The following is a 12,334-nucleotide window of genomic DNA, read 5'->3' on the forward strand; positions in this document are numbered from 1 at the left end:
ACTTATGTAATTCAGAACGTGAATCAAACTTTCTGGATCAGAAAGTCACTTAGAGTTTTTCTGATATACTAAATAAGAAGCAGAGCATCAAATCAGATGCTCTGCCCTTTACACCATTTACTTCTACGTGATCGTTGCATAAAAGCAATTGATTGTCTGGTTACTTTAAGTTATTTTAAAAGGTTTTTCTTCTTCGTGTCCAGCGTAGGTACTTTCTCCAAAACTTGATCAATAATACCGTACTCTTTTGCTTCCTCTGCACTCATGTAGTAATCACGGTCTGTGTCCTGTTCGACTTTTTCCAGAGGCTGGCCTGTTCTTTCTGCCAGAATCTTGTTTAACTTGCTCTTCGTTTTCAGCAATTGCTTTGCATGGATCTCAATCTCGGTGGCTTGGCCGGACAGACCGCCTCCGCCGATCAATGGCTGATGGATCAATACTTCTGCATTAGGTAACGCTGTCCGTTTTCCCTTCGTACCCGCAGCAAGGAGGAATGCACCCATACTGGCAGCCATGCCGATGCAGATCGTTTGAACATCGGAACGGGTATATTGCATGGTGTCATAAATAGCCATCCCTGCGGTTATTGACCCCCCCGGGCTGTTAATATAAAGGAAGATATCTTTCTCAGGATCTTCCGCATCAAGGAAGAGCATCTGTGCAACAACAAGATTTGCTACGTCATCCGTTATCGGACCGCCAATAAAGATAATACGGTCTTTTAAAAGACGAGAATAGATGTCATAAGAACGTTCTCCACGGTTTGTCTGTTCAACGACCATTGGGATTAGATAACTCATATTTATTCCTCCTGTCACTGTTATACTCATTTTGTTATTATTTTATCTCAAAGGTCAATAAAGGTCAAATTATTTATATGGTATTTATGAATTTTTTCTATTCTCTAAGACTATGTTTTACCAAATCAACTCTAGTTTAAACCCCAATTAGAATATTCTGAGTCAAGCAGGATAAAATATTTATAAAAATGTTGTCATAGGGAGGACATAATGATGAATATGATACCTTTCAATCCATTACGGAATGTGGACTATATCCGCCGTGAAATTAACAAGCTTTACAGTTTTCCATTTACATTATTCGATGACGATTATGAGCCAAGATTAGGTGTTCCTTATACCGACGTCTATGAAACCGATAAAGAAATTATTGTGACATGTGATCTTCCCGGTCTGCAGAAGAGAGAAGATGTCGATATCCACGTTGAAAACAACGTCGTTACAATCAGTGGCACCCTGAATCGAGAACAGCATGTCATCCAGGAAGACCGAATGCATCGCAAAGAACGGTTTACCGGGCAATTCCGCCGCAGTGTTGCGCTCCCTGCCAACGTATCAATCGACAATGTCAGAGCGATCTATAAAAATGGTGTGCTCAACGTATTCTTGCCCAAAGTCAGTGCTGCTGAAAAGAAAGCCATTAATATTGAGTTTGAGCATTGATCTTATAAAAGCGACATAACGGGCTGGTCTGTGGGTCCAGCCTCAGGGAGACAGGAAACAGTGGACAGGGAGACAGTGGGCCCTGGGAGACAGCTTGGCTTGGGGGCCTGGGAGACAGTGGGGACGTAGACCTTTGTCTCCTTTGGAAAAGGAGACAAAGGTCTACGTCCCCACTGTCTCCCCACATCCCCACTGTGTCTCTTGTCCCACTATTCTGTTAAATTTTTTTGGTCCATATTACGCTGTCTTGCTCTTATTAAAAAGTGAGGGTATCGCCGACTACTTTTTTGGTAGTTTGGTGACACCCTCTTTTCTTATACCATTCTATTGTATTGCAGGGGACAAAGTCTACGTCCCCACTGTCTCCTTCGTCCCCACTGTCTCCTTCTGCGCTTACCGTTGGGCCAGCGGGATGTAATCGCGGCGGGGGGCAACGCTTTTGTAGGCGGGGCGGATGATTTTACTGCCGCTGACGATTTCTTCGATGCGGTGAGCACTCCAACCTGACATGCGGGATATTGCAAAAATAGGTGTAAAGAGTTCCAGCGGCAACCCGAGCATGCGATAAACAAAGCCCGAATAAAAGTCCACATTGGCACTAATGACTTTATACATATGATTGCGGCCGCAGACGATTGCCGGAGAATACTGCTCGACCTTCCGATAAAGATTAAATTCATCTTCCAAGTCTTTTTCCTTGGCTAACTGACCCGCATACTCCTTCAAGATAACTTCCCTGGGGTCAGAAATGGAATAGACGGCATGACCGATCCCATAAATAAGGCCGCTGCGATCGAACGCGTCTTTATTCACAATTTTGGTCAGGTAATGTTGAATTTCTTCGTCATCCTTCCAATCTTTGACATTTTGTTTAATATCTTCAAACATATAGTAGGTTTTGATATTGGCCCCGCCATGCTTGGGTCCTTTCAGCGCGCCGATCGCTGCCGCCATGACCGAATAGGTATCAGAACCGGTTGACGTGATTACATGGGTAACAAATGTGGAGTTGTTCCCCCCACCATGTTCGGCATGAAGTACTAACGATATATCCAGAAGCGCCGCTTCCAGTTGGGTGTATTTACTATCCGGTCTCAGCATGTGGAGGATATTTTCGGCTGTGCTCAAATGAGGCTTCGGGCTATGCAGAAAAAGACTTTGATTGCCGTGGATATGCGAGTACGCTTGATAGCCGTAGACGGCGAGCGAAGGCATCCAAGCAATGAGTTTCATACATTGTTTAAGCACATTCTCAATTGAATTATCATCGGGGTTGTCGTCGTAGGAATATAAATTCAAAATGCTTCTTGCCAGCATATTCATGACGTCTTTGCCAGGAGACTTTAAGATCACACCCCGGACAAAGTCATCCGGTAATTTCTGATATAAATCCAAGACCGCGCAGAAATTTTCCAGCTCTTGCGCATTGGGGAGATGACCGAAAAGCAGCAGATACGTCGTCTCTTCAAAGCCATATCTTTTTTCAGAGATAAAGCCATCAACGATATCAACAATGTCGATGCCGCGGTAGGTCAATCTTCCCGGCACAGGAATTTTTTCACCTTCGTCAATAATGTACGAGTGCACTTCACCGATCTCGGTCAGTCCGACCAGGACGCCTCGGCCATCAAAATCGCGCAGCCCTCTCTTGACTTGGTATTTACCGTACAATTCGGGATTGATATTGCAGCTGTCAATGGCTTTACAGCTAAGTTCCTTGACCATGGTTGCTTCAAATACATTGTATTCCTTTTGTTCCATCTGAGTACCTCCCCTATATATCACCCGTAGGTCGTTGTGATCATGGATACCAACATGATAACGGATATCATTTTCTGCTCTTGATATATCCTGCTATCATTTGTTATGATTTCATCGTGTCACTCTTTAAATACTGTGACCAAAAATAATGTATCTCTATAATTATATAATTGATTAGGCAAAAAACAAAACAAAATATTTTAAATTTAATAGGTTTAAATATAGAAAGGTGATCATATGAAAAAAGCTGTTGGACTTCTTAGTGCCCTCGTACTCGTTTTGACACTTTTTGGCTGCGGAACCGGTGGAAATCAAAACAAAGTGCCTGAGAACGGCACTCCTGGAAACGGACAGCCTGAAACAAATAATCAAACAAACAGTGCGCCCTACGTCGATATCTCAATTTCTTCCGTCGGAGATATCCTTATACATAATACACTCTATATGGCAGCTTACGATTCGGCTAGCAACAGCTATGACTTTCGAAGTCAGTATCGCTATGTCACGCCCTATTTGGAAACGGCTGATATCACCATTGCCAACCTGGAGACAACTCTTGCCGGTCCGGAGAAAGGCTACTCCGGTTATCCCCGCTTCAACTCCCCTGATTCCCTGGTGGACGCGCTCAAAGATGCCGGTATTGATATTCTGACCGGAGCGAATAACCATCGCCTGGATGAGGGGGTCTCCGGTTTTTACCGCACCATAGATACTGTCAGAAATGAGGGTTTGGATATCATCGGAGTTAAATCGGAACAAAAAGACAAGACCTATGTGATCAAAGAGATTAAAGGCATCCCGGTCGCATTTCTTAATTTCGGTTATGGTTTTAAACATAGTGACGGCAGTCTGGATATTAACGGCCTGCTCCTGCCTATGGATATGAGCGGCCTCATGGATACTTTCGATCCGAATGATCCGGAACAGTCCGTAACCGCCATTAAGAACCGGGTCGACGAGGTCCGCCGGGAGGGAGCACAATTGGTTATACTCTGCCTGCACTGGGGAAACGAATACCAGCGGACGCCCGATCAGTTTCAACAGGATTTGGCTTCGGAGCTGGCCACTTATGGCGTTGATGCCATCTTCGGCGGACATCCCCATGTCCTCCAGCCTGTTGTTTATCTCTCAAATGCCAATGGCGGCAAGGTTCCTGTATTTTACTCACAAGGAAATTTCATATCCGACCAGCGCCTTGAAACCGTAGATGATATCCACACGGAACGCGGTATGATCGCTAATGTCACGTTCAGAGTCTACCCGGATAAAACAAAAAAAGTGATGAATACCCAAACAGTTCCGACATGGGTTAATAAAAAACGTATTAATGGCAAGCTTGTTTATGAAGTCATCCCTGCCAATGACGCTTTAGCGTCACCGGATAAGTTCCCGCTCATCACCAATGCGGATTTGGATAGGATACGTTCCTGCGTAGAAGGCGTAAGGAGTTTAGTCCTGATTGATGAACCCATTGACCCTACAACCTAAGAATTTTTTCTGCGGTTGGTCTGCATGCCACATTCCGCTTTCGGCTCTTGTGCCCTCCATAAATTGCATTAGGGATGTTAAAATTCTTTTGCCCTCCTTGGCGAATTGCAATCGTTAACAGGAAGTTCAAATTCTATTACCATCCGTGGTGAATTTGAACTTAGGACCATCCATGGTCCGTCATCCATGGACCGTTGCGCTACGCAATCCATGCTCCGCTTGTCGCCGGAACTGTGGCACGCAGACCTAATTTGAAGTAAATGATTGAGATATTCTTTTGTGTAGTTATTAAAAATACCACGTATGCGCACATGTTCATACGTAGTATTTTCAGTTTAGTATATCAGAAAAACTCTAAGTGTCTTTCTGTCCAGAAAGTTTGATTCTCGTTCTGAACAACATAAGTGCAGCAATGGCTGACGCCTTCGTCTAAAGACTTGGCGCCAGCCAAGTTTTACTTAATTTCGTGTTAACGCTTCCCGCAACGATCCATAAACTATAGGCAGAAAGAAGATTTCTAAGGAGGTTCTGTCATGCTTGCCTATTCGTTTCCCTATGGCCGTTATGCAGCAATCTTTGCTGCCATTATCCTGATTTTGATTATACTTGATGTTCTCTTTTAGTACTTTTCCATAGGAACTATCGCTTTAGCAGCAGCAGCCCCGACCAACGATTTTAATACATCACCGAGAATGAAAGGGATATATCCCATCCAAAGAACGCCTGTCAACGTGACAGGCTGACCATTCGCTGCCAGCCACAGGGCCAGCGTAACTAATCCCGGAATATAAACCAATACGAGCTGAGCAAACAGGATAACCGCGGTCAACGGCAGTGCTTTCCGATTTTCGATCTGGGAATCGATCATGCTGCCAATAAACCATGCAGCCAGAATGAATCCCAGCACATAACCGGCATTCGCACCCAACAGCGTCGCTGCACCGCCTTTAAAACCTGCAAACCATGGAATACCTGCAAACCCGCCAACAGCATAGATCGCCATGCTGATGCCGCCCCAACGCCCACCAAGCAGAATGGCGGCCAGAATGACCCCGAATTGCGAAGCAACCAACGGCACGGGAGTAAATGGCAGTACGACTTTGACCTGGGCAAGCAGGCCGGTCAGGCAAGCCAGACTGAGGGCCAGCGTGATCTTGGCGATAACCGATGACTGACTGCGCCATTGGTAGTAAGATAATCGTTTTTGACGATATATATCCAGTGCTTTTAGATTCTGATACATATACTTTTCCTCCGTTTTCATGCGTATTTGTGTGTGAGCTTTCCCCTGTCAAAAAAGCTATTGTCTTATTGTAATTTATTTTAGGCCCAAGGACAATATGAAATATTTATTATGAGAATCTGAGAGACACTTCGCCGGAAATGACGGTTTGAATCGTTCCGTTTTCCAGTTCGGCAATCAGCTCGCCTTGCGCGCCCAGGTCTAAAATGCGTGCCGTATGCCGGCTTTGGTTTCTTTCCAACCACACCTCTTTGCCGATCACTTCGGATCGCGCACGGCAAATCGTTAGTGTCCTGCCTAAGTCACCGCTTTTAAGATAGTCGAGATACAATGACTCATAGGCATTAAGTATCTCTGCGGTAATTTTTTGTCTGTTTTGGACAGCGCCTGTTTCAATTTGAAAAGAAGTCGCGGTATTTCTCAATGTGTCCGGAAAGTCAGCTTCATGGCTATTGACATTGAGACCGATCCCGACGATAACCTCCGACGGACGGTGGTCACGCAGCTGCATCTCCGTCAGGATTCCGCCGGCCTTTTTCCCGTTTAGGAAAACATCGTTAGGCCATTTGATGGTCAACCCTATGCCCGGAAGGTGAATACCTGCTTCTTCAATTGCCAGATATACGGCTGCAGCACCGATCAGCGTTAACTGAGGTATCTTCTCCGTGGTCAGCTCCGGCTTGAGGATAAAAGACATCCAGATGCCCAACCCTTTCGGTGACAGCCATTCTCTGCCCAAACGCCCTCGACCGGCGGTCTGCTGTTCACTGATGAGTACAGTTCCCTGTTCCTCGTGTGCCGCTAGCCGCCGCGCTTCGCTATTTGTTGAATCCAGTGTCTCATAATAGATGATTTTTCTTCCTAAGAACGCTGTTCGAAGGTACCCGGATATGTTCTCCGGACGCAAGGAGTCGGAGTCATCTGCGTTGTTCACTCGGCATAAACTCCTATCCCGCGGTATTTTTTGTAACGGGTGTCAACCACGTCTTGAATGTTTTCCACCATGGCTGTAAACGGTATCTGTAAAAGAGCATCCTTGATCACAGCCGCCATGGCATCAACATCATGATGAGCACCGCCGAGAGGTTCCGGCAGAATGCGATCAATCAGCTTCAATTGATGTAAATCCTGGGCTGTTATCTTCATCACTTGGGCAGCTTCCTTAGCTCGGGAAGAATCCTTCCAGAGGATACTGGCGAATCCTTCCGGTGATAGGATGGAGAATATCGCATGCTCCAACATCCAGATCTCGTCCGCAACCGATAGCGCCAGCGCCCCGCCGCTGCCGCCCTCTCCGAGAACAATGGCGATGATCGGTGTCCGCAGACCGGCCATTTCCATGAGATTTCGGGCAATGGCCTCACCCTGGCCCCGTTCTTCCGATCCTGCCGTGGGGTCAGCCCCGGGTGTATCAATAAAGCAAATGACCGGGCGCCCAAATTTCTCCGCTTGCTTCATTAAGCGCAATGCTTTACGGAAGCCTTCCGGGCTCGTCATCCCAAAATTTCTTTTCACATTTTCTTTGGTGTTTCTGCCCTTTTGCTGCCCAATCACGGTGACAGGTAAATCGCCTAATCTAGCGATACCGCCGACAATGACCGGATCATCACGGTATAATCGATCCCCATGCAGCTCGATAAAAAAGTCAAATATCCTCTCAATATAATCCAAAGCAGTGGGCCTTTCAACCATGCGAGAGAGCGTCAGTTTATCCATGGCCGTTAAATTGGTGAAGGCCTCCGTTTTCATCTTGTTCAGCTTTTCCTCAAGCACGGTAATCTCCGAAGAGAAGTCAGCATTTTTTACTTCTGCCATTCGCTTGAGGTCATCCAGTTCTTTATTCAGTTCCGCGATATCCTTTTCGCGCTCAAGCATGGTTTGAGCCCCCATTTTTTCTGTTTGATGCCGGGTGAAGCTTAATAAGTCGTGCTAAAGTTAATTTTAAGGCGTCTCTGGGCACAATTTTATCGATAAAACCATGTTCCAGCAGAAACTCCGCACTCTGGAAACCTTCCGGCAAATCCTGCTTGATTGTCTGCTGGATGACACGTTTGCCTGCGAAGCCGATCAAAGCGCCTGGTTCAGCCAGAATGATATCGGCTATAGACGGAAAGCTGGCTGTAACACCGCCGGTTGTCGGATCTGTCATTACGGCAACGTACAATCCGCCCTGTTCAGCGTATTTTCCGACTGCCGCCGACGTTTTCGCCATCTGCATCAGGGAAAACATCCCTTCCTGCATGCGCGCTCCCCCCGAAGCGGCAAAAATAACAATCGGCATTTTGCGGGAAGCTGCAAATTCAAAAGCACGGGTTATTTTCTCACCAACAACCGATCCCATACTGGCCATTAAAAATTGGCTGTCCATCACAGCAATCACTGCGTCATGTCCGTATATCTTCCCATATCCGGTCACAACCGCTTCATTAAGCTCAGTTTTTTCCCTGCTGCTCTTTAATTTTTCCTCATAGCCCTCAAATTCAAGGGGATTACCGCTGGACAACTCCGGCTCAAGCTCCTTGAAGGTCCCCGTATCCATAATCAGATCGATTCTCTCCCAAGCGCTCATCCTGCTATGATGGCCGCATTTGACGCAAACCTTGTGATTAGCGTCCAGGTCTTTCGCATAAACGATTTCGCCGCAGTTCGGACACTTGATCCACAATCCGCCTGGAATCACAGGTGGTTCACTCTTTGCCCCTTGGCTTTCCTTCTGCGTCGGCGCCAATTGCTGTGTATTCTGTTGTACAGTAAGATAACGCGGTTTTTTAAAAACCTTGTTTAGTTTAAACATGAGCACCAACCGTCATCACATAATATATTTATATAACCTGTTACTTATAATCAAATTCCTTGGCAATAAACCCCGTATCGATATCAGCCTGAATGAACCGCTCATTATTCAGGATCTGAAACAGAAACTCAATGTTCGTGTCGATACCTTCAATGATAAACTCATCAAGCGCTCGCCGCATCCTGCACAGCGCTTCATTCCTGTCCCGACCGTGCGTAATCAGCTTGGCAATCATGGAGTCATAAATAGGTGGAATATCGTAACCGCTGTAGAGCGCACTGTCAACCCGTACGCCGTTGCCGCCAGGCCATAGCAGGATATTGACCTTTCCGGGAGAAGGCCTGAAGTTGAGAGCAGGATTTTCTGCATTGATCCGGCACTCGATGGCGTGACCGCCGATCACCACATCCTCTTGATTCACACTTAACGTTTCACCTGCTGCTATCCGGATCTGTTCCCTGACAATATCCACCCCGGTGACAAACTCGGAGACAGGATGTTCGACCTGGATACGGGTATTCATCTCCATAAAATAGAAACTGCCATCCTTGTCGACCAAAAACTCGATTGTGCCCGCACTCTTATAACCCACTGCTTTTGCAGCCCGGACTGCTGTTTCGCCCATCGCTTTTCGCATTTCTCCGGTTAGGAACGTGGAAGGGGCTTCCTCAATAATTTTTTGGTTGCGGCGCTGAATGGAGCAATCACGCTCACCAAGGTGAATCACATTGCCATACGCGTCGGCCAATATTTGTACTTCAATATGTCGTGGTCCCTCAATCAGTTTCTCCATATACATGGTGTCATCGCCAAAAAAAGCCTTGGCTTCGGACTTGGCGATGTCATACGCGTTGCGTAATTCTTCCGGTTTCCTAACGACACGGATCCCCTTACCCCCGCCGCCGGCTGAAGCTTTAAGCATGATCGGATAGCCGATGATCTCTGCCGCTTGAAGCGCATGGTCATAGCTCTCCAATATACCTTCAATGCCCGGTACCAAGGGTACACCGGCCTCGGCCATGACTTGGCGGGCTTTCGCTTTATTTCCCATCATTTCCATGACTTCGGCGTCGGGACCAATAAAGGCAATATTACACGCTTTACACTTTTCAGCAAATTTACTGTTCTCCGCCAAGAAGCCGAATCCCGGATGAATCGCTTCCGCACCGGTCAGAACAGTCGCACTGATAATGTTCTCCGCGTTGAGATAGCTGTCCTGCGCTCTCGGCGGACCAATACAAACAGCTTCATCCGCCAAATCGACGTGAAGTGCATTTCGATCGGTATTCGAATAGACCGCCACTGTTTCAATGCCCATCTCACGGCAGGCCCGAATAATGCGGACAGCAATTTCCCCTCTGTTGGCGATTAATATTCTCTTGAACAAAGCTGTATTCACCTACTTTATTATGATATAAAAAACATCAGCTCTGCCTCGGCAGCTTTTTGACCGTCGACAGTGGCTAGTGCCTTTCCTATCCCCGCGTGCCCTTTCATTTTCACAATTTCGACTTCTAAACGGAGAATGTCACCGGGAAATACTTTGCGTCTGAACTTGGCTTTATCGATACCCGTAAAGAAAGCAATTTTCCCGCGGTATTGTTCCATGCTGAGTATGGCCACTGCTCCCGCCTGAGCCAAGGCCTCAATGATTAAGACTCCCGGCATGACCGGTTCCTGCGGGAAGTGACCTTGGAAAAAATATTCATTGATAGTAACATTTTTATACGCAACAACACGTTTTCCTTCCTCCAGTTCATCGACCCTGTCGATGAGAAGAAAGGGGTAGCGGTGTGGAATGATTTCTTGAATAGCTTTTGTATCGAGCATGTTTTCCTCCTATCCCCGTTTGATTTCAAATAGCGGCTGGCCGAACTCAACCATTTGTCCATCCTGAACCAGCACGTTGACAATTAGGAGGTCTTCCTCAGCCTCGATTTCATTCATCAACTTCATTGCCTCGATAATGCAAAGCGTTGTTCCTTTGCTCACTTTCGTTCCGGCTTGGACAAAAGGTTCTCCGCCAGGCGACGATGCAGCATAATAGGTTCCGACGATCGGAGAATTGATCGTTTCCGCTAAACTAACCGAAGGTGCAGTTTTTTCCGTCGGTGCCCCCTGTTCCCAATCCCCGGGCGAGGCGTTATGTGTTCCTCTCAGGAAATTCTGTTCCGCGTAAACTCCCGGATAGGGTATTGCATTATCCCGGCAAAGGACTTTTTCCGTCTCTTTTTTTAAGACGATCTTAAAGTCCTCTTTTTCCAGTTCAAACACCGTTAAGTTTGATTCGTCGATCATTTTTATCAGTTCTTTTATCTCATTCAAGTCCATGGCATTATTCCTCTGACCATTTCTTTAAGATGATGGTTCCATTGTGACCACCGAATCCAAGTGAATTAGATAACGCATACTTTAAATCCTGTAAGCGCCCGCTATTTGGAACATAATCCAGGTCACATTCCTCGTCTTGAATCTGATAGCCGATTGTCGGCGGCACGAAACCTTCCTGAAGTGCTTTAACACAAATGACAGCTTCGATGCCTCCTGCTGCTCCCAGCAGATGACCGGTCATTGACTTTGTCGAGCTGACAGGAATCTGATAGGCAACCTGCTGAAATACCGATTTGATGGCTTCCGTTTCAAATTTATCATTGTACGGTGTCCCGGTTCCGTGCGCATTAATATACGAGATATCCTCCGGACTTATACCTGCATCAGCTAAAGCAAGCGTCATCGCTCTCGCCCCGCCTTCTCCGCCGGGTGAAGGGGACGTCATATGGTAGGCATCACATGTTGAACCATAACCAACTATTTCGCCATAGATCCGCGCATTCCTCTTTTTTGCATGTTCCAGAGACTCCAGAACAAGGATCCCGGCACCCTCCCCGATAACAAACCCGTCACGCTCCTTGTCAAACGGGATTGAGGCCCGGGTAACATCCGGATTGTTACTCAGCGCGGTCATCGAAGTAAATCCGGCCACCGCCAGCGGTGTAATCGGCGCTTCGGCTCCGCCGGTGATAATGACATCGGCTTCCCCATTGCGGATTTTCCAATAGGATTCTCCGATTGAGTGTGTGGCTGAGGCACAGGCGGTAACGATACTCAAACAAGGCCCCTTCGCGCCGAGCTTAATGGCAATGTTCCCTGAGGCCATATTGCTGATGGCCATGGGGATAAAGAAAGGAGAAACCCTGCCCGGCCCCTTTTCAACAAGCCGGCTATGCTGTTCTTCAATGGTAGCCAGACCGCCGATGCCTGATCCGACCATGACGCCGAATCGTTCGCTGTTGAGCAGCGTGCTATCCAATCCGGAATCGCGATAGGCTTCTTCCGCAGCTACCATCGCTAATTGACAATAGCGATCCATGCGTTTTGCTTCTTTTTTATCCAGAAGAACTTCCGGCTCGAAATCTTTGACTTCGGCACCGACCTTCACTTTGAACTCTGTGGTATCAAAAGCAGTCAACGGTGCAATTCCGGATTTTCCCACCTTTATACCTTCCCAAAAAGTTGCTGCATCATTCCCGATCGGGGTAATAGCACCGATTCCCGTTATAACAACCCTTGTTTTCATATATCTCC

12 protein-coding genes are annotated in these 12,334 nt (G+C 46.9%); 2 read left to right on the forward strand and 10 right to left on the reverse strand.

Translation table 11 applies throughout. The annotated features are described in order from the left end of the window. Window positions 1–170: 170 nt before the first annotated feature. Window positions 171–800, reverse strand: a complete 630-nt coding sequence (gene clpP / locus LPY66_RS19500) for an ATP-dependent Clp endopeptidase proteolytic subunit ClpP (RefSeq protein WP_337985902.1) — start codon at window positions 798–800, stop codon at window positions 171–173. 210 nt (window positions 801–1,010) lie between these two features. Here clpP and LPY66_RS19505 point away from each other — a divergent pair, with 210 nt between their 5' ends. Next, window positions 1,011–1,463 (forward strand): Hsp20/alpha crystallin family protein, encoded by a 453-nt coding sequence (locus tag LPY66_RS19505; protein ID WP_337985903.1) that lies wholly within the window; start codon window positions 1,011–1,013, stop codon window positions 1,461–1,463. A 393-nt stretch (window positions 1,464–1,856) separates the two neighbouring features. Here the strand turns inward: LPY66_RS19505 and LPY66_RS19510 are convergent, their stop codons facing one another. After that, the gene (locus tag LPY66_RS19510; RefSeq protein ID WP_337985904.1) at window positions 1,857–3,224 is read right to left on the reverse strand and encodes a citrate/2-methylcitrate synthase; all 1,368 of its coding nucleotides are present in this window, start codon (window positions 3,222–3,224) and stop codon (window positions 1,857–1,859) included. A gap of 237 nt (window positions 3,225–3,461) precedes the next feature. Between LPY66_RS19510 and LPY66_RS19515 the strand changes: the two genes are divergently transcribed. After that, window positions 3,462–4,712: a CapA family protein gene (locus tag LPY66_RS19515; protein ID WP_337985905.1), complete on the forward strand. Its 1,251-nt coding sequence runs from the start codon at window positions 3,462–3,464 to the stop codon at window positions 4,710–4,712. 619 nt (window positions 4,713–5,331) lie between these two features. Here LPY66_RS19515 and LPY66_RS19520 read toward each other — a convergent pair. The 8 genes from LPY66_RS19520 to fabF all read right to left on the reverse strand — a co-directional run bounded on the left by LPY66_RS19520 (window position 5,332) and on the right by fabF (window position 12,326). Beyond that, the gene (locus LPY66_RS19520) at window positions 5,332–5,955 is read right to left on the reverse strand and encodes a biotin transporter BioY (protein ID WP_337985906.1); all 624 of its coding nucleotides are present in this window, start codon (window positions 5,953–5,955) and stop codon (window positions 5,332–5,334) included. A gap of 109 nt (window positions 5,956–6,064) precedes the next feature. Beyond that, on the reverse strand, window positions 6,065–6,889 hold the full coding sequence (locus tag LPY66_RS19525) for a biotin--[acetyl-CoA-carboxylase] ligase (RefSeq protein ID WP_337985907.1): 825 nt from the start codon (window positions 6,887–6,889) through the stop codon (window positions 6,065–6,067). Then, on the reverse strand, window positions 6,886–7,830 hold the full coding sequence (locus tag LPY66_RS19530) for an acetyl-CoA carboxylase carboxyltransferase subunit alpha (protein ID WP_337985908.1): 945 nt from the start codon (window positions 7,828–7,830) through the stop codon (window positions 6,886–6,888). Before LPY66_RS19530 ends, LPY66_RS19525 begins: the two co-directional genes overlap by 4 nt. Then, window positions 7,823–8,749: an acetyl-CoA carboxylase, carboxyltransferase subunit beta gene (accD, locus tag LPY66_RS19535; RefSeq protein ID WP_337985909.1), complete on the reverse strand. Its 927-nt coding sequence runs from the start codon at window positions 8,747–8,749 to the stop codon at window positions 7,823–7,825. Before accD ends, LPY66_RS19530 begins: the two co-directional genes overlap by 8 nt. Window positions 8,750–8,789: 40 nt before the next feature. Beyond that, on the reverse strand, window positions 8,790–10,136 hold the full coding sequence (locus LPY66_RS19540; RefSeq protein ID WP_337985910.1) for an acetyl-CoA carboxylase biotin carboxylase subunit: 1,347 nt from the start codon (window positions 10,134–10,136) through the stop codon (window positions 8,790–8,792). 20 nt (window positions 10,137–10,156) lie between these two features. Continuing rightward, the gene (fabZ, locus tag LPY66_RS19545) at window positions 10,157–10,579 is read right to left on the reverse strand and encodes a 3-hydroxyacyl-ACP dehydratase FabZ (protein WP_337985911.1); all 423 of its coding nucleotides are present in this window, start codon (window positions 10,577–10,579) and stop codon (window positions 10,157–10,159) included. A 9-nt stretch (window positions 10,580–10,588) separates the two neighbouring features. Then, window positions 10,589–11,080, reverse strand: coding sequence for an acetyl-CoA carboxylase biotin carboxyl carrier protein (gene accB / locus LPY66_RS19550; protein WP_337985912.1), 492 nt, complete (start codon window positions 11,078–11,080; stop codon window positions 10,589–10,591). 4 nt (window positions 11,081–11,084) lie between these two features. After that, entirely contained in the window at window positions 11,085–12,326 is a 1,242-nt protein-coding gene (gene fabF, locus LPY66_RS19555; protein ID WP_337985913.1) for a beta-ketoacyl-ACP synthase II, read from the reverse strand. Window positions 12,327–12,334: the final 8 nt, after the last annotated feature.

The organism is Dehalobacter sp. DCM (assembly GCF_024972775.1).
Taxonomy (GTDB): domain Bacteria; phylum Bacillota; class Desulfitobacteriia; order Desulfitobacteriales; family Syntrophobotulaceae; genus Dehalobacter.